General features: G+C 73.0%; 18 protein-coding genes and 1 riboswitch. Of the genes, 7 read left to right on the top strand and 11 right to left on the bottom strand.

The features are described from left to right. Positions 1 to 8: 8 nt before the first annotated feature. The 3 genes from C1703_RS05100 to C1703_RS05110 are packed head-to-tail and all read right to left on the bottom strand — an operon-like array spanning position 9 to position 2,838. Entirely contained in the window at positions 9 to 812 is an 804-nt protein-coding gene (locus tag C1703_RS05100; protein WP_114250756.1) for an ABC transporter ATP-binding protein, read from the bottom strand. After that, positions 809 to 1,822, bottom strand: a complete 1,014-nt coding sequence (locus tag C1703_RS05105; protein WP_114250757.1) for an iron chelate uptake ABC transporter family permease subunit — start codon at positions 1,820 to 1,822, stop codon at positions 809 to 811. Before C1703_RS05105 ends, C1703_RS05100 begins: the two co-directional genes overlap by 4 nt. Further along, the gene (locus tag C1703_RS05110; RefSeq protein WP_114250758.1) at positions 1,819 to 2,838 is read right to left on the bottom strand and encodes an ABC transporter substrate-binding protein; all 1,020 of its coding nucleotides are present in this window, start codon (positions 2,836 to 2,838) and stop codon (positions 1,819 to 1,821) included. The genes C1703_RS05105 and C1703_RS05110 overlap by 4 nt, the downstream gene beginning before the upstream one ends. Before the next feature lie 70 nt (positions 2,839 to 2,908). Further along, a riboswitch (cobalamin riboswitch) is annotated at positions 2,909 to 3,099 on the bottom strand. Positions 3,100 to 3,178: 79 nt separating this feature from the next. Here C1703_RS05110 and C1703_RS05115 point away from each other — a divergent pair. The 3 genes from C1703_RS05115 (at position 3,179) to C1703_RS05125 (ending at position 6,649) form a co-directional block, all read left to right on the top strand. Continuing rightward, positions 3,179 to 3,607, top strand: coding sequence for a CoA-binding protein (locus tag C1703_RS05115; protein WP_114250759.1), 429 nt, complete (start codon positions 3,179 to 3,181; stop codon positions 3,605 to 3,607). 131 nt (positions 3,608 to 3,738) lie between these two features. Next, positions 3,739 to 5,379 carry an APC family permease gene (locus C1703_RS05120; protein WP_114250760.1) on the top strand — a complete coding sequence of 547 codons (1,641 nt, stop codon included), beginning with the start codon at positions 3,739 to 3,741 and terminating at the stop codon, positions 5,377 to 5,379. A gap of 46 nt (positions 5,380 to 5,425) precedes the next feature. Further along, positions 5,426 to 6,649, top strand: a complete 1,224-nt coding sequence (locus C1703_RS05125; protein ID WP_114250761.1) for a 4-hydroxybenzoate 3-monooxygenase — start codon at positions 5,426 to 5,428, stop codon at positions 6,647 to 6,649. Between the two features lies 1 nt (position 6,650). Here the strand turns inward: C1703_RS05125 and C1703_RS05130 are convergent, their stop codons facing one another. Then, the gene (locus tag C1703_RS05130) at positions 6,651 to 7,010 is read right to left on the bottom strand and encodes a metalloregulator ArsR/SmtB family transcription factor (protein WP_198678091.1); all 360 of its coding nucleotides are present in this window, start codon (positions 7,008 to 7,010) and stop codon (positions 6,651 to 6,653) included. 61 nt (positions 7,011 to 7,071) lie between these two features. Between C1703_RS05130 and C1703_RS05135 the strand changes: the two genes are divergently transcribed. Beyond that, positions 7,072 to 8,187, top strand: a complete 1,116-nt coding sequence (locus tag C1703_RS05135) for a cation diffusion facilitator family transporter (RefSeq protein ID WP_114250763.1) — start codon at positions 7,072 to 7,074, stop codon at positions 8,185 to 8,187. A 1-nt stretch (position 8,188) separates the two neighbouring features. On the opposite strand, the gene C1703_RS05140 is transcribed toward C1703_RS05135, so the two are convergent. Further along, the gene (locus C1703_RS05140; protein WP_114250764.1) at positions 8,189 to 8,746 is read right to left on the bottom strand and encodes a YbaK/EbsC family protein; all 558 of its coding nucleotides are present in this window, start codon (positions 8,744 to 8,746) and stop codon (positions 8,189 to 8,191) included. Between the two features lie 43 nt (positions 8,747 to 8,789). After that, positions 8,790 to 9,362: an XRE family transcriptional regulator gene (locus tag C1703_RS05145; RefSeq protein ID WP_114250765.1), complete on the bottom strand. Its 573-nt coding sequence runs from the start codon at positions 9,360 to 9,362 to the stop codon at positions 8,790 to 8,792. 111 nt (positions 9,363 to 9,473) lie between these two features. On the opposite strand from C1703_RS05145, the gene C1703_RS05150 reads away from it, so the two are divergent. After that, positions 9,474 to 10,331, top strand: coding sequence for a DMT family transporter (locus C1703_RS05150; protein WP_114250766.1), 858 nt, complete (start codon positions 9,474 to 9,476; stop codon positions 10,329 to 10,331). 9 nt (positions 10,332 to 10,340) lie between these two features. On the opposite strand, the gene C1703_RS05155 is transcribed toward C1703_RS05150, so the two are convergent. Next, positions 10,341 to 11,138 carry an acyltransferase gene (locus tag C1703_RS05155; protein WP_114250767.1) on the bottom strand — a complete coding sequence of 266 codons (798 nt, stop codon included), beginning with the start codon at positions 11,136 to 11,138 and terminating at the stop codon, positions 10,341 to 10,343. A gap of 112 nt (positions 11,139 to 11,250) precedes the next feature. Here C1703_RS05155 and C1703_RS05160 point away from each other — a divergent pair, with 112 nt between their 5' ends. Both C1703_RS05160 and C1703_RS05165 read left to right on the top strand, forming a co-directional pair. Continuing rightward, entirely contained in the window at positions 11,251 to 11,778 is a 528-nt protein-coding gene (locus tag C1703_RS05160) for a gamma carbonic anhydrase family protein (protein WP_114250768.1), read from the top strand. A 532-nt stretch (positions 11,779 to 12,310) separates the two neighbouring features. Next, a complete protein-coding gene (locus tag C1703_RS05165) occupies positions 12,311 to 16,546 on the top strand; it encodes an NB-ARC domain-containing protein (RefSeq protein WP_198678092.1) in 4,236 nt (1,411 codons plus the stop codon). A gap of 43 nt (positions 16,547 to 16,589) precedes the next feature. On the opposite strand, the gene C1703_RS05170 is transcribed toward C1703_RS05165, so the two are convergent. From C1703_RS05170 to C1703_RS05185, 4 genes are all read right to left on the bottom strand, one after another. Next, complete coding sequence (locus C1703_RS05170; protein WP_114250770.1) at positions 16,590 to 17,228, bottom strand: DedA family protein; 639 nt, start codon at positions 17,226 to 17,228, stop codon at positions 16,590 to 16,592. A 72-nt stretch (positions 17,229 to 17,300) separates the two neighbouring features. After that, positions 17,301 to 19,685, bottom strand: coding sequence for a phosphoketolase family protein (locus C1703_RS05175; RefSeq protein WP_114250771.1), 2,385 nt, complete (start codon positions 19,683 to 19,685; stop codon positions 17,301 to 17,303). A gap of 111 nt (positions 19,686 to 19,796) precedes the next feature. Beyond that, positions 19,797 to 22,277, bottom strand: a complete 2,481-nt coding sequence (locus C1703_RS05180; protein WP_114250772.1) for a glycoside hydrolase family 3 C-terminal domain-containing protein — start codon at positions 22,275 to 22,277, stop codon at positions 19,797 to 19,799. Positions 22,278 to 22,619: 342 nt separating this feature from the next. After that, on the bottom strand, positions 22,620 to 24,440 hold the full coding sequence (locus C1703_RS05185) for a ricin-type beta-trefoil lectin domain protein (protein WP_198678093.1): 1,821 nt from the start codon (positions 24,438 to 24,440) through the stop codon (positions 22,620 to 22,622). Positions 24,441 to 24,601: the final 161 nt, after the last annotated feature.

Consider the following 24,601-nt stretch of genomic DNA (forward strand, 5'->3'; position numbering starts at 1 on the left):
GCCCCGCCTCACCGCCGGGTCCCCAGGAACCGCACATGGGGCCGCCCCTCGCGCCCTTCGCGGCTGACGGCCGCGCGCACCCCGTACACCTCGGCGATGAGTTCCTCCGTGAGGACGTCACCCGGGGCACCGCTCGCCACGACCCGTCCCGCGCTCAGGACGACGACCCGGTCGCAGTACATCGCCGCGAGGTTGAGGTCGTGCAGGGCGACGACGGTGGTGACGGGCAGGCTCGTGACCAGGGCGAGCAGGTCGAGCTGGTGGTGGATGTCGAGGTGGTTGGTCGGCTCGTCCAGGAGGAGTTCGCGGGGTTCCTGGGCGAGCGCGCGGGCGATCTGCACCCGCTGGCGCTCGCCGCCCGAGAGGGTCTGCCAGGGCTGGCCGGCCCGGTCGGCGAGGCCGGTGCGCTCCAGGGCGGCCCGCACTGCCTTCTCGTCGCCGGCCGAGACGGGTGCCCAGGCACGGCGGTGCGGCACCCGGCCGAGCCGTACGACGTCCTCGACGGTCAACTCGACCTGCGTGTCCGACTGCTGCTCGACGACGGCGAGGCGGCGCGCGACCGTACGGCGGGGCAGGTCGCCCAGCGGCGTGCCGTCGAGGGTGACGACTCCGGCCGTCGGTGCGATCAGCCCGGCCAGCAGCCGCAGCAGGGTCGACTTGCCGGAGCCGTTGGGTCCGAGGAGGCCGACGGTGGAGCCGGTCTCGGGTGCGAGGACGACTCCGTCGAGGATGAGGCGCCCGTCGGCCCGGCGGCCCACCCGGTCGGCGCGGAGCCCGGTTTCCGCGGGAGCCTCCCGGGGCGCTTCGCTCATCGCGCCCTCCGCGTCCGGTACAGCACCGCCACGAACGCCGGCACCCCGATCAGCGACGTCACCACTCCCACCGGCACCTCCTGCGGATCGAGCACGGTCCGGGCGAGGGTGTCGACCCACACCAGGAACACCGCGCCGGCCAGGCCCGTGACCGGCAGCAGCCGGGCGTGGCCGGGGCCCGTCAGCGCCCGGGCGGCGTGCGGCAGGACCAGCCCGACGAAGCCGATCGCCCCGGCCGAGCTGACCAGCGCGGCCGTGAGCAGGGCCGTGGCGCACAGCAGCACCAGGCGGGTGCGGGCCACGGACACCCCGAGCGCGGCCGCCGCGTCCTGCCCGAAGGCGAAGGCGTCGAGCGTACGGGCGTGGGCCAGGCACACCACGAGCGCCACGGCGAGGACGGCCAGGCAGAGCCGGACGTCGGTCCACCCCGCGCCGCCGAGCGAGCCGAGCAGCCAGAACAGCACGCCCCGGGTCGTCTCGGCGTCGGCGGCCGTCATCACGACGAAGGAGGTGAGCGCGGAGAAGAGCTGCATGGCCGCGACGCCCGCCAGGACGACCCGGTCGGTCGTGCCGCCGAGGGTGTGGCTGAGCAGCAGCACCAGCGCGAACGACAGCAGGGCGCCGAGGAACGCCCCGGCGGAGACCGATACGGCCCCGCCGCCCACCCCGAGCACGACGACCACGACCGCGCCGGTGGAGGCGCCGGAGGACACCCCGAGCACGAAGGGATCGGCGAGCGGGTTGCGCAGCAGCGACTGCATCACGGCCCCGCACACGGCGAGCCCGGCTCCGCACACGGCCGCGAGGAGGGTGCGCGGCAGCCGCAGCTGCCAGACGATCCCGTCCCGGATCGGCGTCAGGTCGGAGGTGCCGAGCCCCAGGTGGGCCGCGACGACGGACCAGACGTCCGCGACCCGGATGTCGGCCGGGCCGACGGTGATCGCCAGGGCCACGGAGACGACCAGCAACAGGGCCCCTCCGGTACCGAGCGCCAGGCCGCGCACGGTCACTTCGCGAGCCCGAACTCGCGCAGTCCGGCGGTGACCTGCTCCACGCCCTCGACCGTGCGGATGGTCGGGTTCATGGCCTGCCCGCTGAGCAGCACGTACCGCTTGTGCCGGACCGCGTCCATGTTCTTCGTGGCCGGGTTGGACTCCAGGAAGGCGATCTTCTTCGCGGCCGACTCGGCGGTCTGCGACCTGCGGGTCAGGTCGCCGATGACGAGGACGTCCGGGTCGCGGTCGGCGACCGTCTCCCAGTTGACCTGCGGCCACTCCTCGTGCGTGTCGTCGAAGACGTTCTTCGCGCCGAGGGCCCGGGTGATGATGCCGGGCGCTCCGCAGCAGCCCGCCATGTAGGGGGACTCGGAGTTGGCGAACCAGTACAGGAGGGTGACGTGGGAGGCGTCGATGCCCGAGGTGGCCTCGCGCATGCGCCGCTGGAGCGAGGCGACCAGCTTGTCGCCGCGTTCCGGTACCCCGAAGACGGTGGCGAGGTCCCGTACTTCGCCGTAGACGGTGTCGATGCCGAGCGCCTTGTCGCGCGCGCCGTCGCCGTCGCCCGAGTTGTCCTTGCCGGCGCAGTCGGACGGGGAGACGTACGTCGGCACGCCGAGCTTCTCGAACTGCTCGCGGGTGGCGACGCCGCCCTTGCCGAGGGTGGAGACGAAGGACGCGGCGACGAAGTCGGGGTCCGCGTCCAGGACCCGTTCGAAGGAGGGGTTGTCGTCGGCGATGCGGGGCACCCGGGCGTTCGCCTTCTCCAGTCCTTTCATCACGGGGTCGGTCCAGGTGGCCGTGCCCGCGAGGCGGTCGGCGAGGCCGAGGGAGAGGAGGATCTCGGTGGTGCCCTGGTTGAGGGAGACGGCGTGCCTCGGCGGGGCCGCGACGCGTACCTGGTGGCCGCAGTTGTCGAGGGTGACGGCGGCGGCCTTCGCGGGGGCGGGCTGCGCGTCGCCGCAGCCGGTCAGGAGCAGGGAGCCGGCCGCGAGCAGGACGGCGGCACGGGCGGGTCGGGCGAGGGGCACGGGGAACCAGTCCTCAGTCGTCGAGGGCTCGATCGCGGAGCCCGGTCGTACGGTGCTCCCCCGCCGCGAAACGGCCGCGGGGGCCGCCAGCAGGTCTTCGGACTCGGGTTCGTCCGGTGCGGGGCGCCTTCCCGGACGTCACACACGCCGTCCAGTGGCCGAGGCCCCGCCCGTCCCCCTCACCGCTGCGCGTCAGTTCCGGATTCGCACCGGATTCCCTGACCCACGTACATGGGTTCGACTGGCCTCGGCAAGCTATCACGGGGGGTGCGGGGAATCACCGCGCACCCTGCGTCGTTGTCCGGGCAGCAGCTCTTCCGCGACTCCGAGGAGGCCGCCGGTGTACGGCGACGAGGCAACAGCCCGCAGGATCCTCACCGAGCTCGGCGACACCTGGGCCGTGGTGGGCCTGTCGTCGAACCGGCAGCGCGCGGCGTACGGCGTCGCCGAAGTGCTCCAGCGCTTCGGCAAGCGCGTCGTGCCCGTGCACCCGAAGGCCGAGACGGTGCACGGGGAGCAGGGGTACGCGAGCCTGGCGGACATCCCCTTCGACGTGGACGTCGTGGACGTCTTCGTGAACAGCGACCTCGCCGGGGCCGTCGCGGACGAGGCGGTCGCGAAGGGCGCGCGGGCGGTGTGGTTCCAGCTCGGCGTCATCGACGAGGCGGCGTACGACCGGACCCGCGCGGCGGGTCTGGAGATGGTGATGGACCGCTGCCCGGCCATCGAGATCCCACGACTTCCCCATCGCCGAGTAGCGGATTCCTGAAGCGTTCCCCAGGAAACATCCCTGCCCGGTCAAGGGCGGACAACTCGTCTTTCTGCCGTCGGTGATCGGTTTCTAGCCTGAGGCCTCTTGCTCGCTGAACTCTCCGAGTTCGTTGATGAGAGGCCCCTTGAATGGCAAGTGTCGACCAGGTGGCAGTGGGGGTGGAAGGGAGCCCGGGCGGACTGCGCAGGGACGTCGGACTGATCGGGCTCATGTGGGCGTCGGTCGGGTCCATCATCGGCTCCGGTTGGCTGTACGGCGCCGAGAAGGCGGTCGTGGCGGCCGGTCCCGCGGCGATCCTGTCCTGGCTCATCGGCGCGGTCGCGATCGTGTTGCTGGCGCTGGTGCACGCGGAACTGGGCGGTATGTTCCCGGTCGCGGGCGGCACGGCCCGCTATCCGCACTACGCGTTCGGCGGACTGGCCGGCATGTCCTTCGGCTGGTTCTCCTGGCTCCAGGCGGCGACGGTGGCACCGATCGAGGTCGAGGCCATGATCGGCTACGCGGGGCACTGGCACTGGGCGCAGGGTTTCCAGCACGCCGAGGACGGGACGCTGACGGCCAGTGGGTTCGTCGTCGCTGTGGTCCTGATGGCCGTGTTCGTCGTGATCAACTTCCTGGGCGTGCGGCTCCTGGCCCACACCAACAGCGCCGCCACCTGGTGGAAGGTGGCCGTCCCGCTGGCCGCGATCTTCATCATCGCGGCCGGGAACTTCCACCCTGGCAACTTCACCGAGCACGGCTTCGCCCCGTTCGGCGCCCGCGGCGTGCTGAGCGCCGTCAGCTCCAGCGGCATCATCTTCGCCCTGCTGGGCTTCGAGCAGGCGATCCAGCTCGCGGGTGAGAGCCGCGACCCGGCGCGGGACCTGCCGCGCGCGACGATCGGCTCGGTCGCCATCGGCGCGGTCGTCTACCTCCTGCTCCAGGTCGTCTTCATCGCCGCCCTGCCGCTGGCGTCGTTCGCGCACGGCTGGACGAAGCTCGACTACCCCGGCATCAGCGGCCCCTGGGCGGGTCTGGCCACCCTGCTGGGGCTCGGCTGGCTGAGCGTGGTGCTGTACCTGGACGCGGTGGTCTCCCCCGGCGGCACCGGCCTGATCTACACGACGGCCACGTCCCGCGTCTCGTACGGCCTGGCCCGCAACGGCTACGCGCCGAAGCTCTTCACCCGCACCGACGCGCGCGGCGTGCCGTGGTTCGGGCTGATCGTCTCCTTCGTGACCGGCGTGGTCTGCTTCCTGCCGTTCCCGAGCTGGCAGCAGTTGGTCAGCTTCATCACCTCGGCGAGCGTGCTGATGTACGCGGGCGCCCCGCTGGCCTACGGCGTCTTCGCCGACCGGCTGCCCCACCTCGGGCGCCCCTACCGGCTGCCCGGCGGGAAGGTGGTCTCCCCGCTGTCGTTCGTGGTGGCCAACCTCATCATCTACTGGTCCACTTGGGACACGCTGTGGCGGCTCGGCGTGGCCATCGTCCTCGGTTACGTCCTGCTCGGCGGCTACGCCTGGTACGCCACGCGCAGGGGCCTGCCCGACGCGCCCCGGCTCGACTGGAAGGCGGCGCAGTGGCTGCCCGTCTACCTGCTGGGCATGGGCGTCATCTCCTGGCAGGGCGGATTCGGGGGCCAGGGCCACATCGGGCTGTGGTGGGACATCGTCGTCATCGCCGTGTTCTCGCTGGCGATCTACTACTGGGCGCGGGCCTCGGCGTCCCGGCCCGAGGAGATCGAGCGGAGCATCGAGGAACTGGCCGTCACGGAGGTGCCTGCCCACTGAGCTGCACGGAGGCGCCCGCCCCTTGAGGCCGCCTCATAATGAGCGCATGACCCACGCCTGCCCGCCCGCGAACTCCGGCGCCCCGCAACGCTTCCCAGTCGTTGTCGTGGGCGCCGGTCCCGCGGGGCTGACCGTCGGCAACATCCTGCGGGTCGCCGCGGTGGACTGCCTGGTGCTGGAGACGGAGACGCGGGAGTCCATCGAGCAGCGGCCCCGGGCCGGCGTCATCGAGGAATGGGCCGTGCGGGGGCTGGAGAAGCGGGGCCTGGCCCGGAACCTGCTGGACCGCGCGGAGCTGCACACCGCGTGCGAGTTCCGCTTCGACGGGGAGCGGTACCGGTTCCCCTACGGCGAGCTGACGGGCAGTCATCACTTCGTCTACCCGCAGCCGCTGCTGGTGACCGACCTGGTGCGCGAGTACGCCGACGTGCGCGGCGGCCGGATCCGCTTCGGCGTCCGGGACGTACGGCTCCACGACCTCGGCACGGACCGGCCCTCGGTGTCGTACCTCTGCCCGGACACGGGCGAACGGCAGGTCGTGCACTGCGACTTCGTGGCCGGCTGCGACGGGGCGCGCGGCGTGAGCAGGGCCGCGCTGCCGCCGGAGCGGGTCCGGATCGCGCGGCACGACTACGGCATCGGCTGGCTCGCGCTGCTCGCCGAGGCGCCGCCGTCCGCGGACTGCGTGTTGTTCGGCTGCCACGCGCGCGGGTTCGCCGGCCAGATGCCCCGCAGCCCGGAGGTGACCCGCTACTACCTCCAGTGCCCGCCGGGCGACGACCCGGAGAACTGGCCGCACGAGCGCGTCTGGGCGGAGCTCCAGGAGCGCCTCGGGGCATCCGGTGTGCCGCCGCTGACGGAGGGGCGGCTGATCGAGAAGCGCGTGCTGGACATGCACGACTACGTGGTCGAGCCCATGGTGTGCGGCCGGCTCTTCCTCGCGGGCGACGCCGCCCATCTGGTCGCGCCCATCGCCGCCAAGGGCATGAACCTCGCCCTGCACGACGCCTTCCTGCTCGGCGACGCCCTGGTGGCCCACCTGACCACGGGCGACGACAGCGGCCTGGCCGGCTATGCGGAGGCGTGTCTGCGGCGCGTGTGGGACTACCAGGAGTTCTCGCAGTGGCTGTCCGAGGTGTACCACGGCACGGCGGCGGGCGACCCCTTCCGCGCGGGCACCACGCTGGCCCGGCTGCGCCGGCTGTTCACCTCGCGCGCCGCGGCGGCCGCCTTCGCCGAGCAGTACCTCGGGACGGCCGCGCGCTACTGACTCAGTCGTGCGGCGGGCGGTCGCTCAGCCGGTGGTCGGCCACGTTCAGCGCCTCGTCGACGAGCCTGCGCAGATGGCCGTCGCGCAGCGCGTAGATCACGCGGCGGCCCTCCTTGCGCGTGTTCACCAGGCCCGCGAGGCGCAGCCGCGCCAGGTGCTGGCTGACGGCGGGCCGGGCCGCGCCGCACGCCTGGGTGAGGGTGGTGACATCGGCCTCTCCCCCGGTCAGGGCGTGCAGGAGGGCGAGCCGGGTGCGGTCGCCGAGCAGGGCGAGGAGTTCGGCGGCGAGCGCGAACTGCTCCTCGCCGGGGTGGCGCGGATGCGCATCGTGCGCAGGTGACAGGTGCATGCGTGCGCTCATACGCACATAATGGCGCCGTGGGCGTGTACACGTCCACTCCGCACACCGGAAGGGGATCCACGTGAGCGACCACCGGCACGAGCACTCCCATGAGCATCGGCACGAGCACGCCGACGGCCACCGGCACCAACACGCCGACGGCCACGGGCACTCCCATGGACGTCGGCACGAGCACTCCCCTGGCCGTCGGCACGGCCTGCGCCATCGGCTGGGCCATCTCCTCACCCCGCACTCGCACGAGACGGCCGACAAGGTCGACTCGGCCCTGGAGTCCTCGGCCCGCGGGATGCGGGCGCTCTGGGTCTCGCTCGCCGTGCTCGGTGTGACGGCGCTGGCGCAGGCGGCCGTGGTGGCGGTCTCCGGTTCGGTGGCGCTGCTCGGGGACACGGTGCACAACGCGGCGGACGCGCTGACCGCCGTACCGCTCGGGATCGCCTTCGTGCTGGGCCGGCGCGCGGCCACCCGCCGCTTCACGTACGGCTACGGGCGGGCCGAGGATCTCGCGGGCCTGGTGATCGTGCTGACCATCGCCGCGTCGGCGGCCTTCGCGGGGTGGGCGGCGATCGACCGCCTCCTCGACCCGCGGCCCGTCGCGCACGTCCCGGCGGTCGCCGTGGCCGCCCTCGTCGGTTTCGCGGGCAACGAGTGGGTGGCCCGCTACCGCATCCGCGTCGGCCGCTCCATCGGCTCGGCGGCGCTGGTCGCCGACGGGCTGCACGCCCGCACCGACGGTTTCACCTCACTGGCCGTGCTGCTGGGCGCCGGCGGGTCCGCCCTGGGCTGGCAACTGGCGGACCCCCTCGTGGGGCTGGCCATCACGGCGGCGATCGCGCTGGTGCTGCGGGACGCGGCACGGGAGGTGTTCCGGCGGGTGCTGGACGCGGTCGACCCGGCCCTGGTGGACCGGGCCGAGCGGGCCCTGACCGAGGTGCCGGGGGTGCGCGGGGTGGGTGAGCTGCGACTGCGCTGGATCGGGCACCGCCTGCGCGCCGAGGTGGCCGTCGTGGTGGACGGCGGGGTGACGGTGCGCGAGGCCCACCGCATCGCCGTCGACGCCGAGCACGCGCTGCTGCACGCCGTGCCGCGCCTGACCGCGGCCCTGGTCCACGCCGACCCGGAACCGCACCCCGGCGAGGCCGACCCGCACCTGCCCCTGGCCCACCACGCGGCGGCGTAGGTCAGGAGACTCCCAGCCCCTCCAGCACCACCGCGCCCGGCAGTTCCGCGAAGGCCTTGCCCGGGACCAGGAGCTTGCCGCGTCGCCGGCCGCTGCCGACGAGGACGTACGGCAGGTCGGTGACGGCCGCGTCCACCAGCACGGGCCAGTCACCGGGCAGTCCGAGCGGGGTGATCCCGCCGTACTCCATGCCGGTCTCGCCGGTCGCCGTGTCCATCGGGGCGAACGAGGCCTTGCGGACGCCGAGGTGGCGGCGGACGACGCCGTTGACGTCGACCCGGGTGGTGGACAGCACGACGCACGCGGCGAGCGTGGTCTCGCCGCCGCGCCTGCCCGCGACCACCACGCAGTTCGCGGACTGCTCCAGCAGCTCCCGGCCGTAGTGCTCCACGAAGGTCGCGGTGTCGGCCCACTCCGGGTCGGTGTCGACGTAGACGATCTGGTCGGCGGGGACGCTGCCCGCCCAGTCGCGCACGGCGGCGGCGACCGGGCCGGTGAGTTCGCCGAGGCAGTCGGGGGCGGGACGGGCGTTGTCGAAGTGTCCGAGGGGTGCACGCATGGCCGCACGCTAACAACTCGGGACCGCCCCCGGGCCGGGCGTCTCAGGGCACGGGCGGCACCGAGACGGCCATGACCATCTCCATCGGCACTTCGCCGGTGTTGCCGTACACGTGCGGGACGTTGGCCTCGAAGTGGACGCTCGCGCCCGCCGGGACGCGGTGCTCCACCCCGTCGACGGTGAGGGTCAGCTCCCCCGCCGTGACGTGGAGCAGCTCGATCGTGCCGGCCGGGTGCGGGTCGGACGGGCTGCTCTCGCCGGGCATCAGCCGCCAGTCCCACATCTCCAGCGGGCCGGGCGCCTCGGTGCCCGCGAGGAGCCGGTTGTAGCTGCCGGCGTCGGTGTGCCACAGCCGTACGGCCTGGTCGGCGGGGATGACGCGGACGTTCGGGCCCTGTTCGTAGTCGAGCAGGGTGGTGATGCTGATGCCGAGGGCGTCGCCGATCTTGACGACGGTGCCGAGGCTGGGGTTGGTGCGGGCCTGCTCGATCTGGATGAGCATGCCGCGGCTGACGCCCGCCCGGGCGGCGAGCACGTCCAGGGTGAAGCCGCGCACCGCGCGCCAGTGCTTGACGCTGCGCGCCAGGGACTGGGTCAGCAGGTCGAGGTCCGACACATTCCGTCCAAGATCTCTGAGTCCAATATTCTGTACGTACAGTACAGCAGGGTGCACTATGGTGGGGTTGACCTGATCGTTCACTGCACTGTACTGCGAGGCCTCCTGCCCATGACACCGCTCTTCGCCCTGGCCACCAGCCTGCTGTGGGGTCTCGCCGACTTCGGCGGCGGACTGCTCACCCGGCGCACGCCCGCGCTGACGGTGGTCGTGGTCTCGCAGTCGATCGCGGTGGTCGTGCTCGGCGCGGCCGTGGTGGCGACCGGCGGCTGGAGCGAGGCGGGGCCGCAGCTGTGGTTCGCCGTGGCCGCCGGCCTCGTCGGGCCGGTGGCGATGCTGGCGTTCTACAAGGCGCTCGCGCTGGGGCCGATGGGCGTGGTCTCGCCCCTCGGTTCGATCGGCGTGGCCGTGCCCGTCGGGGTGGGTCTGGTGCTGGGCGAGCGCCCCGGCCTGCTGCAGTTCGTCGGCATCCTGGTCGCCGTCGCCGGTGTCTGCCTCGCGGGCGGCCCGCAGTTCCGCGGCGCGCCCGTCCAGCGCCAGGCCATCGTCCTGACGCTCCTCGCGGCGTTCGGCTTCGGTGCGGTGATGGCCCTGATCGCCGAGGCGTCGACGACGCTGACGGGGCTGTTCCTCGCGCTGTTCGTGCAGCGGGTGACGAACGTGGCGGCCGGCGGACTGGCGCTGTACGTGTCGGCGCGGCGCGGGTCTCCCGCCCTCCCCGCCGACGGCTTCCCCTGGCGCTCCCTGCCGGCGCTCGCCTTCGTCGGCCTGGCGGACGTCGCCGCGAACGGCACGTACTCGATCGCCGCGCAGCACGGCCCGGTCACCGTCGCCGCCGTGCTCGCCTCGCTCTACCCGGTGGTGACGGCCGTGGCCGCGCGGGGCGTCCTCCGCGAACGGCTGCGGGCGGTGCAGGCGGCGGGCGCGGGACTGGCCCTGGTCGGGACGGTCCTGCTGGCGTCGGGGTGAACCCGGGGGTCAGGACCCCGGTTCGAGGTCGGCGAGCCGGGCCGCCGCCTCCCCGTCCAGCTCGGCGAGGCGCGCCGCCGTCTCCTCGTCGAGTTCGGACAGCGCGCGCAACTGCCCGGGGGTGACGCCCTCCGGGATCGGGACCGGCGGCGGGGTGCGCAGCGGCGGCTGCCAGCCGTCGGCGGGGGTCCAGCGGCGGACGACGCGCGCCGGCGCGCCCGCCACCACGGCGTGGTCCGGGACCGCGCCCCGGACGACCGCGCCCGCGGCCACCACCACGTTCCGCCCGACGCGGGCACCCGGCAGGATCACCGCGCCGGTGCCGATCCAGCAGCCCGGCCCGATCTCCACCGGCTCCATCCGCGGCCACTGCTTGCCGATCGGCTCGTGGGGATCGTCGTAGGAGTGGTTCGTGGACGTGACGTAGACGTACGGGCCGAAGTAGCAGTCGCTGCCGATGGTGACCGTGGTGTCGGCGATGACGTGGCTGCCGCGGCCGAGGACGACGCCGTCACCGAGGCGCAGGATCGGGTCCGGGCCGAGGTCGAGGTCGGGCATCAGGCCCGCGGTGAGCGTGACCTGCTCGCCGATGATGCAGTGGGAGCCGAGGTGGATCCAGGGTTCACCGAAGACCGTGCCGAGCGGGAAGGCGAGTCTGGTACCTGTTCCCATCGCGCCGAACCGGTAGCGCCCGGGGTGCTCGGCCGTGACGGACCCGGTCCGTTGCAACCAGGCCCAGCCGGCGTGGACGGCGCGCTGCGCGAGGCCCCGTCGCCAGGATGAGAACGTGTTCTTGCGCTTCGGCACCCGCTCACCGTACTCAGCGGTAGCTCACCCCGTGGCGTCGGAGGCCTGTGATCTTCGCCCCATCGAGTGGCGTACGGTTTGCGCGTTGTCGACGACGTTTCTGGAGGCGGGCATGGGTCAGCGGGCGATGATCACGGGGATCGGCGGCCGTGAGCCGGAGATCGACGAGACGGCGTTCGTGGCGCCCACGGCGTCGGTGATCGGGGGCGTGACGCTGCGGTCCGGCGCGAGTGTCTGGTACGGGGCGGTGCTGCGCGGTGACGTCGAGTCGATCACGGTCGGGGCCAGCAGCAACGTGCAGGACAACTGCACCCTCCATGCCGACCCGGGTTTCCCGGTGACGGTGGGTGAGCGGGTGTCCATCGGCCACAACGCGGTGGTGCACGGGGCGACGGTCGAGGACGACTGCCTGATCGGCATGGGGGCGACCGTGCTGAACGGCGCCGTGATCGGGGCCGGGTCGCTGGTCGCCGCGCAGGCGTTGGTGCCGCAGGGGATGGTCGTGCCGCCCGGGTCGCTGGTCGCGGGGGTGCCCGCGAAGGTCCGTCGGGAGCTGTCGGAGGAGGAACGGCAGGGGGTCACCCTCAACGGCACGATGTACGCCGAGTTGGCGAAGGCGCATCGGGAGGTGCATGCCTAAGGGCTGTCCCGTGACTGCCCTGCCGGCGAGGCGGCGTGCGCGGGTGGGTGGAGCGCCCTGCCCCTGTGGGCTCCCGGAAGCCCAGCCGCTTGACCTGCTGTTGTTCAACGCCACTGACGATGCTTACGGCGCCCGCGTCGGAGTCTGGGTGAACGAGGGACGAGTGTTGCATCTGTGTGCGGAGGTAGGACGACCGGCGGTCTGGGGGATGACGGAGTTCGCAACACGGCAGCGCTACCGGGTCTTGATCGGCATCAAGCGTGTGGTCGACAGGAACCCTCACTCGCGCTCCAGCCCCGCAAGCGGGTGAATTCGAACACCGGCTGATGCGGGTTGCTTTCCATACTTTCGGGAAAGTGAGCCAGAAAGCTTGCCGAGGGGCGTGCCGGGGGAGGACACAGATGCGCGTGGGGCTTGCGGAATTGATCAACCAGTTGGGGGACGAACCGACCACCGCGATGAATGCGGGTGAGGTTCCGGGAGAGCGATGACCTCCGGTGGGCTCGAGAGGGCCCGGGTGGCGGAATTGATCGTGACGCGCGCCGACGGGCCGTACCGGGGCTCGGGGTACCGCGTCAGCCGGAACGCGGTGCTGACCGCGGCACATGTGGTGGAGGGCTCGGTCTCGGTCCGCGTGCGGTTCGAAGCCGATCTCCCGGGTGAGTGGAGCACCCCGGGGAAGACCTGGTGGGGCGTTCCCGGCTGGGACATCGCGGTGGTGCTCATCGACCCTCGGCCCGGTGAGCCGTCGATCGTCGCGGCCCGCTGTGCCGAGGTGGGCGCACAGCCCACCGTGTTCGAAGCGCAGGCTGTGGGATTCCCGTTGTGGAAACTGCGCAGCGATGACGGCGCCACACCGGTCGCGGCCGTACCGCCCGTTCGGGACAGTGGGCAGACCTTTTACCGGGACTACCACCATGCGGTGGGGCGCGTGGCATCTATTTCGAATTCCCGCGAGGGAACCCTGGAACTGGAATTGCCCTCTCCGCCCATGGGCTCGTGGAAAGGGATGTCCGGTGCGGCGCTCTGGCGGGGAGACCGCATCATCGGGGTCGTCACGCACCACCACGGGCAAGAAGGCGGCCGGCTGACAGCGGTCCGACTGGACCGTGTCCTGGAGGACTCCGACCCGACGGCGAAGGCGCGCCTTCGGCACCTGCTGGGACCACTCGAGCGCCCGGCTCTGCCCGTCACTGTCATCGAACCCTCACCGCGCCCCGCCGTCACGGGCCACACGGTGGCCCGTCCCGAGCTGTGCGAGCCCCTCGTAGAGCGTCTCGTCTCCCCCTCCGGCCGCGTGCCCGAGGCGGGACGGGTGAGCGCCGTGCTGGAGGGTCCCGGCGGCTTCGGCAAGACCACCCTGGCCGCCCTCGCCTGCGATGACCCCCGGGTCCACGCCCGCTTCGGCACGAGGGTCTACTGGGTCACCCTCAGCGAGGGGGACCAGGACACGGACATCCTGCCGAAGGTCAATGACCTCATTGCCGCCCTGTCCGGGACATCCACCCGCTTCGGCACCTTGGGGCAGGCCAAGGGCGAGCTGGGACGACTGCTGGGCACAGAGCGCGTCCACGGACCGGTTCTCCTGGTGATCGACGACGTCTGGCGTCCTGAGCAGCTCGCCCCGTTCCTCGAAGGCGCCTGCACCCGGCTGGTCACCACACGGACGCGCGGTCTCGTCCGCGATGCCTTCACCCTGGACGTCGGCGTCCTGGACGGCAGCCAGACGCTGGAGTTGCTCACCCGTGACCTGGAGCAGGGCGGCGAGGCCCGCTGGCAGCCGCTGCTCCGGCTGACCGGCGGCTGGCCGATTCTCGTCGGCCTCGCCAACCGTGCGCTGGTCCGGCGGACCCGCAACGGTCTACCACTCGCGGACGCGCTCCGGTTCGCCGAGGAGAACCTCACCGTCGGCGGCCCCACCGCACTCGACTATGCCAAGCCGGAGCACCGGCAACAGGCCGTCTTCCACACCGTCGAGGCCAGCCTGCGGCTGCTCGGGGCGACGGACGCGCGATGGCCCGAGTTCTTCGCGGACCTGGCCGTCTTCCCCAAAGGCGTCGCCATCCCGGTGACCACCTTGGCCACCTACCTGGGGATCACCCAGGGCGAGACAGAGACGCTCTGCCTGGAACTGGCCGACCTCTCCCTGCTCCAGCGGCTGGAACTCGCGCAACCGGCCTCCGTCCGCCTGCACGACGTCATCCACCACTACCTCGCCCACCGCACCCAGGGCCGCCGACGTGAGCTGCACAGACAGCTGCTCGACACCCATGCCGCCGCTCATGGTCTCCTGCACGCTTCGGCCCCCGTCCGGTGGTGGGAACTGGCTTCGACCGAGCCGTATCTCTGGGACTGGCTCGCCTACCACCTCAGCGAGGCCGCCGACGGCGGAGCCGACCCGCTGCTCCGCGACCTCCGGTGGATCGAGGCCCGCGTACGGAACTCCGGCCCAGGTGTCATCGGACGGGATTTCGCCCACGCCACCGCCGAGGACCGCGTGCTGCGACTGCTGTGCGAGACGCTGACCCGGTCCACGCACCTGCTCGTTCCCGTCGATCAGCCGTCGGTCCTGATGGCCACCATGGCCGGGCGGCTGCACGGCGTCGAGGCTCTGGCCGAGGTCGTCGAACTCTACGAGCGCCATGCCCCAGGTCCCTGGCTGGCCCCGGCCTGGCCGCTCCCCGATCAGCCGCCCCGGGCCTTCCGGGGAACCCGGGCCACACTCGACACGGCGGTCTTCGCCGTCACGCCGGACGGCACGCGGATGGCCACCGGCCACCGGGACGGAACAGTTCGCGTATGGGACACGGCGGGGGACCGTGAGCTGTGCCGTACCAGGCTCCACACAGGGTGCGTGATGTCCATCGACATCACAGCCGACGGCAACCGCGTGGTCGGCACCACGGTCGCGGGCTCCGGTTTCCTCTGGGAGTGGCAGGGCGGTGTGGTGAAGAGCTTGCCGGGATCGCGACGCGCGGGTGACGTCACGACCGGCCCACGAAGGGCAGATGACCAGCGGAGCGTGCGTATCGCGACGTCCGCGGGCGAGTTGGGTGTCCGGTTCTTCGACGAGGACGGCCGGCCACGCCGTCTCCGCCCTACTTGGGGACGGCTTTTGTGGCCCCAGTCCAACCCCGGTCTTGCCGGCATGGTGCTCATGGGGCTGAGCCCCGTGCTGGTTCCGCGCCCGGCGATCCCCGTCGCCCTGCTCGTGGCGTTCGCGTTCACCGTGGCGCTGATCATGCTGCGCCAGCCCTGGTCACGTCGGTCACCCAACCTCGCCGAGTACGCGGAAGCCGTCTACGCCGTCGCCCTCTCCCCGGACGGGTCGCTGCTGGCCACTGCCGGTTCGCTGGACCGGACCGTACGGCTGTGGGAGCCGGTGAAGGGCCGGCTCAGAGCGTCCTTCTCGACGAGTCCTGACCAAGGAAGTCCCGACCAGTGGGGCGCCGTCGCGATCAGCGCGGACAACGGCTGGGTGGCCCAGGCGGGCACGCGGGGCGTGTTCCGGCTGTGGAACATCCGCACCCGCCGACTCCACGTGACACAGAAGGTTCAGGTCCCCCCCACCCTCATCCCCGCGCCCTCGGTGGCGTTCTCCGCTGACGGACGGTGGGTCGCGTGCGGCAGCGGCGGCGAACTGCGGGTGTGGCGAGTCGCGGACGGCATCCAGCGAGCACGCCTCGGCGGGCTGGCCGCCGTCGTGTCCGACGTGACATTCACCCCGGACGGCCAGGACCTGCTGTCCGCCCATCTGACCTCGCACGTACGGGTGTGGCACCTGCCGGATCTGATGGGTTCCGCGTCTCCGCGGGCCGGCTCGACAGCGGAGACGGGCGAGTCGGGCAACCCCTTCGTCACCGACGCCGCCTTCTCGCCGGATGGTTCCTGGCTGGTCATGGCCGGAGCCGACCACCACGTCAAGGCCCGGGCGATCGACGGCGGTGACCTGTGCTCCTTCAGCGGACACACGGGCGCGGTGTGGGCCGTCGCCGTCGCCCCGGACGGCAGTTGGCTCGCCGGCGGCGGCGACGACCACACCGTACGGCTGTGGGCGCCCGACGGTTCGCTTCGCGGCACACTGACCGGTCACGCGGCCACCGTCTGCGCCGTGGCGATCTCACCGGACGGCTCTCTCCTGGCCACGGGCGACATCGACGGGTCCCTCCACATCTGGGACAGCCGCCGCGGGGCGCTGGGCACAGCGTCGCCCCTCACCACTCTGGGCACCGGCCCGACGGACGCCGACGAACAGCAGCTGGCTTTCACCGGCGACGGGCGGCTGCTCGCCGCGAACTCGAACGGCCTCGTCATCGGTTGGCACACCCGGGACTGGACGCCTGCCCCTACGCACGACCTCCGAGACCCCGAAGGCACCCAAGACGGCGACTGGGGCTCGGACGCGCTCGCCGTCTCGAAGGACGGCAGACGGCTCGCCGCGTTCACGCGGCACAGCTCCTCCATCAAGGTGTTCGACCTGGCCTCGCATGATCTGCCGCCCCAACGCCACGGCGCTTCCCTGTCTCACGTGCGCGGCTTGTGCTTCTCGCCGGACAACCGTCTCCTGGCGAGCGCGCACGCGGACGGGACGCTGCGCGTCTGGGCCACCGGCCGGAGCGACTGCGTGACCGCCCTGCGGGTGGACGGCTTCCTGAGGAGGTGCGCTTGGTCGCCGACAGGGACTCACCTGGTGGCGGTCGGCACTGGCGGCATCTACCTCTTCACCCTGCGTTCGCCGCACAGCGCCGATCAGGACTCACCGGGCTGACCGGCCTGGTGGCCCAGCCGGTCGGGATGCCCGCGAGCGCCTGTCACAGCGCCTGCGGTTCCGCCGCTTCCACGTTCTGGTTCGCCTTCTTCGCCTTGCGCTTGAGCACCAGCATGGACGTCAGACCGATCAGGACCGCCGCCACCAGGCCCAGCCACGAGAAGCGCTTCAGCCAGGACTCGGCGACGATGCCGACGTAGTAGATGACCGCTGTCGTGCCGCCGGCCCAGAGGATGCCGCCGAGGACGTTGGCGATGAGGAACTTCCAGTACGGCATGCGGAGCACACCGGCGAGGGGGCCCGCGAAGATGCGGAGCAGGGCGACGAAGCGGCCGAAGAAGACCGCCCACATGCCCCACTTCTCGAAGGAGCGCTCGGCGGTGGCGATGTGGCCCTCGCTGAAGTGCTTGGGGAACTTCTTGCCCAGCCAGGCCAGCAGGGGCCGCCCGCCCTTGCGGCCGATGGCGTAGCCGATGGAGTCGCCGATGATCGCGCCGGCCGTGGCGCTGGCGCCGAGGACGACGGGGTCGATGTCGCCGTGCTGGGAGGCGAGCAGCGCGGAGGAGACGAGGATGATCTCGCCCGGCAGCGGGATGCCCAGGCTCTCCAGGCCGATGACCACTCCCACGAGTGCGTAGACGGCGACCGCGGGTACGGTTTCGAGCCATTCCTGGACGTGCAACGCCGGATCCTTTCCCTGTGCTTCCCTGCGTGCCCCGGGAAGCCTACCGGCTCCTAGGACGTCCCTCGCGGCTCAGGCGTTCCAGCTCCACTCGGCGACCTCGGGCAGATCGGTGCCGTGCTCGCGGATCCAGGCGTGGTGGCGGGTGCGGGCGTCGGCCATCCGCTGGCGTACGGCCGTGGCTCGCACCGCCAGGCCGGGGACGCGGTCGATGACGTCCATGACCAGGCGGTAGCGGTCCAGGTCGTTGCGGACGACCATGTCGAACGGCGTGGTGGTGGTGCCGGCCTCCTTGTAGCCGCGTACGTGCAGGTGCTGGTGGCCGGTGCGGCGGTAGGCGAGGCGGTGGATCAGCCAGGGGTAGCCGTGGTAGGCGAAGATCACCGGCTTGTCGGTGGTGAAGAGGCCGTCGTACTCGAAGTCGTTCATGCCGTGCGGGTGTTCCTCGCGGGGCAGCAGCCGGGCCAGGTCGATGACGTTCACCACGCGGACGGACAACTCGGGCAGGTGGCGGCGGAGCAGGTGGGCGGCGGCCAGGGTCTCCTGGGTGGGGACATCACCGGCGCAGGCCAGGACGACGTCGGGTTCGCCGCCGTTCTCGGTGCCTGCCCACTCCCAGATGCCGGCGCCGCGGGCGCAGTGCACCCGGGCCTCGTCCATGGACAGCCAGTCGAAGCAGGGCTGCTTGCCGGCCACGATCACGTTGACGTAGTCGCGGCTGCGCAGAGCGTGGTCGGCGACGGACAGCAGGGTGTTGGCGTCCGGCGGCAGGTAGACCCGTACGACCTCGGGGCTCTTGTTGAGGACGTGGTCGACGAAGCCGGGGTCCTGGTGGGAGAAGCCGTTGTGGTCCTGCCGCCACACGTGGGAGGTCAGCAGGTAGTTGAGGGAGGCGATGGGGGCGCGCCAGGGCAGCCGGCGCGAGGTGCGCAGCCACTTGATGTGCTGGTTGACCATGGAGTCGACGATGTGCACGAACGCCTCGTAGCAGGAGAACAGCCCGTGGCGGCCGGTCAGGAGGTAGCCCTCCAGCCAGCCCTGGCAGAGGTGCTCGGACAGCACCTCCATCACACGTCCGTGCCGGTCCAGGTGCTCGTCCACCGGCAGGGTCTCGGCCTGCCAGGTCTTGCCGCTGGCGTCGAAGACGGCCTGGAGCCGGTTGGAGGCGGTCTCGTCGGGTCCGACCAGGCGGAAGTCGCGGCGGCCGGCGGTGTCCCGCATGACCCGGGCCAGCAGGTCGCCCAGGACGCGGGTGGGTTCGTGCAGCGTCGTGCCGGGCTTGTCGACGGGCACGGCGAAGTCGTCCAGGGACGGGACCGGCAGGTCGCGCACGAGCAGTCCGCCGTTGGCGTGCGGGGTGGCGCCCAGCCTGCGCGTGCCCTCGGGGATCGGCGCGAGCACGTCGGCGACCGGGCGGCCGTCGGCGTCGAACAGTTCCTCGGGCCGGTAGGAGCGCAGCCAGGCCTCCAGCTGCCGCAGGTGGTCCGGGTTGTCGTGTACTCCGGCGAGCGGCACCTGGTGGGAGCGCCAGGTGTTCTCCACCGGCTGCCCGTCCACCTCGGCGGGGCCGGTCCAGCCCTTCGGGGTGCGCAGCACGATCACCGGCCAGCGCGGGCGTTCGGTCACGCCCTGCTCGCGGGCGGCGCGCTGGGCCTCGGCGATGCGGTCGAGGGCGGTGTCCAACGCCTCGGCCATGGCGCGGTGGACGGCGGCCGGGTCGTCGCCGGAGACGTGGACCGGCTCGTGGCCGTAGCCGCGCAGCAGCGCGTCGAGCTCCTGCTCGGGCAGGCGGGACAGCACGGTCGGGTTGGCGATCTTGTACCCGTTCAGGTGCAGGATCGGCAGGACGGCGCCGTCGTGGACGGGGTCGAGGAACTTGTTGGCGTGCCAGGACCCGGCGAGCGGGCCGGTCTCCGCCTCGCCGTCCCCGATCACGCAGGCGACCAGCAGGCCGGGGTTGTCCAGGGCGGCTCCGTAGGCGTGGGCGAGGGAGTAGCCGAGTTCGCCGCCCTCGTGGATCGAGCCCGGGACCTCCGGGGCGACATGGCTCGGCACCCCGCCGGGGAACGAGAACTGGCGGAACAGCAGTTCCATGCCCCGCGCGTCCCGCGACACGTCGGGGTACTTCTCGCTGTAGCTGCCCTCCAGCCAGGAGTTGGCGAGCACCGACGGCCCGCCGTGGCCCGGGCCCCAGACGCACAGGGCGTCCAGTCCCCGGTTCCTGATCACCCGGTTGAGGTGGGTGTACACGAGGTTCAGGCCGGGCGAGGTGCCCCAGTGCCCCAGCAGCCGCGGCTTGATGTGCTCGGGCCGCAACGGCTCGGTGAGCAGCGGGTTCGCCAGCAAATAGATCTGACCGGCCGCCAAGAAGTTGGCGGCCCGCCAGTGCGCGTCCAGCGTGCGCAGTTCCTCGTCGGTCGGTGCGGTCGGGCTGTGCTGGCGCGGGGCCTCGGGCATGGCTGACTCCCTGGGTTCTGCGACGGCCTCAGGAGGAGTACCAGTCTGTTCCGGTTCGATGCCCGGCGCCTCCCGGCCGTGCGCCGCGCCGCTGTTCGGCGGCCGCCCGGGTCAGCCGCCCACCCGTACGCTCGTCCGCAGCCGCGGGTCCCGTGAGGACGCCCCGATCCACAGGGTGCGCACTCCGGTGCCGAGCACCCAGTCGTGGGCATCCGCGTCCCATGAGGACAGCGCGCGCGGCTCGACGTGCACGGTGACGCGCCGCTCCTCCCCCGCCCGCAGCGCGAGCCGCCGGTACCCGGCCAGCACGCGTACGGGCTGGTCGAGCGGGAGGTCCGGGGAGGGCCCCGCGTACACCTGCGGCACGTCCACGCCGTCGCGCCGCCCGGTGTTGCGGACCGTGAAGGCGACGTCGAGGCCGTCGGCCCTCCAGCGCGCGTCCGGGTCCGCGTAGGCGAAGGTCGTGTAGGACAGTCCGTGACCGAAGGGGAACAGCGGCCGCACGTCCTCGGCGTCGTACCAGCGGTGGCCGACGTGGATGCCCTCCGCGTAGGCCTCGGTGCCGTCGACGCCCGGGTAGCGGCGCGGGTCGCCGGCCACCGGGTGGTGGTCGTCGTCGGCCGGGAAGCTCTGGGTGAGGCGGCCGCCGGGGTCGCGGTCGCCGTACAGGAGGGCGGCGGTGGCGGCGGCGCCCTCCTGGCCCGGGTAGTACATCTGGAGCACGGCCCCGGTGCGCTCCAGCCAGGGCATCGACGTGGCGGACGAGGTGTTGAGGACGACGGTGGTGCGCGGGTTGGCCGCCGTCACGGCCTCGATCAGCCGCTCCTGGTTGCCGGGCAGGGCGATGGTGCTGCGGTCCTGGCCCTCGATGGCGTCCTCGTAGGCGAAGAGGACGACGTCCCGGGCGGCTCGGGCGGCCCGTACGGCCTGGGCGACGTCGTCGGCCCGGGTCGCGGCGGTGACGCGGCGCAGCCGGAACAGCTGGCCGGTGTCCCCGCCCGGGGCGGTGATCGTCAGCCGGTGCGCGCCCCTGGTGAGTTTCAGGGCCTTGCGGCGCACGGAGAGGCCGTCGTCGGCGTGGGTGAGCAGGCCGCCCGTGAAGTACTCGTTCCAGCCGGGCGTCAGAGGGAACAGTTCCTCGCCGTCGAGCCGGACCTTCGGGCGGAGCGGGGGCGTGCCGGAGTAGTGCAGGACGAAGGTCCACTCCTCGGGGTCCGTGACGGTGAGGGTGCCGTCGTACGTCCAGGTCCGGCCGGCCTCGACGCGCTGTGCCTCGGTGTCGAAGCCGGGGTCGAGCGCGCTCGCGGGGACCGGTCGGCCGAAGACGTCCTCGCCGAGCGCGTAGGTCACCCGTGCGGCGCGCGGCCGCAGGGCGTCCAGGGGGCTGTCGGCGTGCTCGGGCACGACGTGGGCGCTGCCTCCGCCGCTGACCAGGGGCCGGGCACCGGTCGGCCCGATCACCGCCACGCTCGTGCCGCCGGCCAGGGGCAGCGTCCCGTGCTCGTTGCGCAGGAGGACGGCACCGGCCTCGGCGACCTCGCGGGCGACGGCCGCGCCCGCCCGCGCGTCGGGGTCCGGGCGGGGCGGGGCGGTGCCGTCGAGCAGCCCGAACCGGTCCATGACGCCCAGGACGCGGCGGGCGGCCCGGTCGACGTACGACGCGGGCACGTCGCCGTCGCGCACGGCCGAGGCGAGTGGCGTGCCGAAGTGGGTGCCGTCGGGCATCTCCATGTCGAGGCCCGCCAGGAGGGCCTCGCGCGTGCTGTGGACGGCGGACCAGTCGCTCATGACCCAGCCGGTGAAGCCCCACCGCTCACGCAGGACGCCGGTGAGCAGGGCCGCGTTCTCGCAGGCGAACGTGCCGTTGACCTTGTTGTACGCGCCCATCACCGCGCCTGCGCCGGCCGCGACGGCCGCCTCGAAGCCGCGCAGCTCCGTCTCGTGCAGGGTCCGCTCGTCGACGCGCACGTCGACCGACATGCGGTCGTGCTCCTGGTTGTTCAGCGCGAAGTGCTTGACGGTCGCGATGAGTCCCTCGCCCTGGATGCCCTCGATCTCGGCGGCGACCAGGTGGGCCGACAGCAGCGGATCCTCGCTGAAGGTCTCGAAGTTGCGGCCGGCGTACGGGGTGCGGATGAGGTTGACCATCGGGGAGAGCAGCACGTCCTGGCCGAGGGCGCGGCCCTCCCGTCCGATGACCTGACCGTAGCGCCGGGCCAGTTCGGGGTCGAAGGCGGAGGCCAGCATCACGGGGGCGGGCAGGGCCGTGGCGTGCCGGGTGACGCGGACACCGGCCGGTCCGTCGGCGAGGCGCAGCGGCGGGATGCCGAGGCGCTCCACTCCGGGCAGGTAGCCGGCCTGGCCGAGCGGGCGCGGGTCGGTGGCGCCGTGCAGCAGGGAGATCTTCTCGTCGAGGGTGAGCCGGGCGAGCAGCGCGTCGACGCGGGCGCCCGCGCCCGGGGCGTCGCCGTCCCGCGCGTGGGCACGGGGCGGCGCGGTGGGACCACCGGTGGCCGCCGCGGCGACGGCGATCGCACCACCGAGCAGGCGCAGGGCGGAACGCCGGGGGATTCGGGGGACGGTGTCGGTCATGCCACGCACTATGGGCCAGGCCGACGCGCCGCCCCGCCGGACACCACCGGCGGGGCGGGTGAACCTCGCCCCGGGAAGAGGCGGCGCCTCACCCGGACGGGTGAGGCGAAAGCCCGGCGCGCCGCTCCCGCCCTGCGGCCCGTAGAGGTCGCGCGAGCGGCCGACGGTGGGCGGGCCCGCGCGACGACCGCAGCCCGGCAGGGGCGCGGGCCCGGCGCGCGCCGCTCCCGCCCTGCGGCCCGAAGAGGTCGCGCGGGCGGCCGACGGTGGGCGGGCCCGCGCGACGACCGCAGCACGGCAGAGGCTCGGGCCCGGCGCGCCGCTCCCGCCCTGCGGCCCGCCCTACCGCAGCACAGCCGAGTGGAGCGTCGTCACGGTGTCGGTCACGGTGGCCGGTGCGGCGCCGAGTACGTCGGTGCCGGGCCCGCCCGCGGCGTCGGGGGCCGGTTCCGGCTCCGCCTCACCGCAGCACCCCACCTGTGCGACACGCGTCTCGTACCGCTTGGGCGGCGGTCCCTCGGGCGTGGTCCGCGGCGGTTCGGGACGCTGCCCGGGCGGGGCGTCGGCGTACGGGGGGCTCTGCTCCGGCCGTGTCTTCGGAGGGGCGTCCTGGGCGCGGTTCTTCCGGGACGGTCCCGTGTCCTCGGGGGCGATCGCCGGTTCCAGCGCCCAGCGTTGGGCGGCGGAGCCGTCGCGCCCGGTGACGATCACGCTCCGGCCCTTGCCGGGGGCGACGGCCAGCCCCTTGCCGGCGCGGGGCAGGAGTTCGCCGCGCACGGTCAGGTCGTAGCGCACGACTCCGGCGTGCACCAGGCAACCGGCCAGGACGACCGAGCCCGCCGCCGGGTCGGAGTCGAGGCAGCGGGTGGGGTCGGCGGCACTGCGCAGCAGGCCGTCTTCCTGGTACGACCACTGCGGGGACTCGGTGGAGCAGGCGGCCAGCACGACGCGGGTGTCGGCCCGGCCCCGGCCGCCCCGGACGTCGAGGCACAGGCCGGCGTCGAGGTTGCGCAGCCGCCCGCGGGCCACTTCGGCGGGGCTGCCCGCGGAGGCGTTCGAGGGCGCGTCGGCCGAGGACGGCTCCGCGGACGAGGGACCCCCGGTGTCCGGCTCGACGGAGTGGCCGCTGACCGCTCCCCAGGTGGCCTGCGGGCCGGCCGTGCCGCCCTCCTCCGACCAGCCCCGCGCGGCGAGCAGCGTCGCGAGCAGCACGAGGGAGGTCACCCCGATCGCGGCGGCCAGCGCCTTCGTGTGCCGTCTCGGCGTCCCGGGGCGTCCGCCGGCCGGCAGCGCACGGGCCCGGAGGCGATGGCGGCCACCGGCCGTCAGGGCGCCCTGGCCCCCGTCGCGGCCGGGCCGTGACGCGAGGTAGCGGCGGGCGCCCCAGCCGAGCACGGTCTCGACGAGCAGGTCCTCCAAACCGCCCTCGAAATGGCTGAGTTGCTCGGCGGCGTGCCGGCAGTAGCGGCAGGCCATGAGATGGCGTTGCACATCCGGCAGCAAGGCCCCGCCGCGGCGCATCGGAACGTCCAGCAGCCGGTTGTAGTAGCGGCATTCCCGCGTCGGCGCGAGTTCCCGGTGCGCCCGCACGCATCCCGCCCGGAATTGCTCGCGCGCCTGCTCCAGCGCGGCCGAGGCGGTACCGGCGTCCACGCCCAGCAGACCGGCCGGTACGGATATGGGCTCGGCCTCCACCTCCGTGTGCCAGAGCAGGCATTGGGACGCTCCCGGAAGGGCCCGGAATGCGCGCTCGGCGAGGCGCCGCCTTTCGGGTGTCACGGACCGGGCGGCGCGCAGACCACGGGCGCCGACGGTTTTGCGGAGTTCCGGCAGTACTCCGGAAATGCCGTCGTCGGCCGCCCACTCCCCGACGGTGTCCCGCACGGCCGCGAGCAGGCGCGGGCGCAGTGCGCCGCCGCCCGGCAGGGCGAGTTCCCGGCGGAACGCGGCGGCGGCCGCCATCGACGCGGAATCCGCCGAGGAGGCCAGACAGATGACGGCGTACTCGTAGACCGCCCGCCAGTGCCGCGCCAGCAACAGCGCGACGGCGCGCGGGCCCTCACCGGGCTCGCCCACCCGGGCGAGGAGATTGCGGTCGGACTCCGCGGGCCTCGCTCCGGGGCGCGGCGGGTACGGCGGGCGTGGGGGGTAGGGGGATTGCACGGAACCATTTCCTTCCAGCCGCAGGACGGCAGGCGAATTGCGCGTCCGTCGGAAAGCAGGTGGGTGATTGGTGCATACCTGTGCCGCGTCAGCTGCGGACTCGGCTGTGAGGCGGCTCACTTTCGCACATACGACTGACAGGTAACAAGGAGTTCGGATGA

Source organism: Streptomyces sp. Go-475 (genome assembly GCF_003330845.1).
Taxonomy (GTDB): Bacteria; Actinomycetota; Actinomycetes; order Streptomycetales; family Streptomycetaceae; genus Streptomyces.

Excerpts from the sequence above, each read along its gene's own strand:
- C1703_RS05100 (WP_114250756.1), bottom strand. The coding sequence starts at position 812 with ATGAGCGAAGCGCCCCGGGAGGCTCCCGCGGAAACCGGGCTCCGCGCC.
- C1703_RS05120 (WP_114250760.1), top strand. The coding sequence starts at position 3,739 with ATGGCAAGTGTCGACCAGGTGGCAGTGGGGGTGGAAGGGAGCCCGGGC.
- C1703_RS05125 (WP_114250761.1), top strand. The coding sequence starts at position 5,426 with ATGACCCACGCCTGCCCGCCCGCGAACTCCGGCGCCCCGCAACGCTTC.
- C1703_RS05130 (WP_198678091.1), bottom strand. The coding sequence starts at position 7,010 with ATGAGCGCACGCATGCACCTGTCACCTGCGCACGATGCGCATCCGCGC.
- C1703_RS05140 (WP_114250764.1), bottom strand. The coding sequence starts at position 8,746 with ATGCGTGCACCCCTCGGACACTTCGACAACGCCCGTCCCGCCCCCGAC.
- C1703_RS05150 (WP_114250766.1), top strand. The coding sequence starts at position 9,474 with ATGACACCGCTCTTCGCCCTGGCCACCAGCCTGCTGTGGGGTCTCGCC.
- C1703_RS05160 (WP_114250768.1), top strand. The coding sequence starts at position 11,251 with ATGGGTCAGCGGGCGATGATCACGGGGATCGGCGGCCGTGAGCCGGAG.
- C1703_RS05175 (WP_114250771.1), bottom strand. The coding sequence starts at position 19,685 with ATGCCCGAGGCCCCGCGCCAGCACAGCCCGACCGCACCGACCGACGAG.
- C1703_RS05180 (WP_114250772.1), bottom strand. The coding sequence starts at position 22,277 with ATGACCGACACCGTCCCCCGAATCCCCCGGCGTTCCGCCCTGCGCCTG.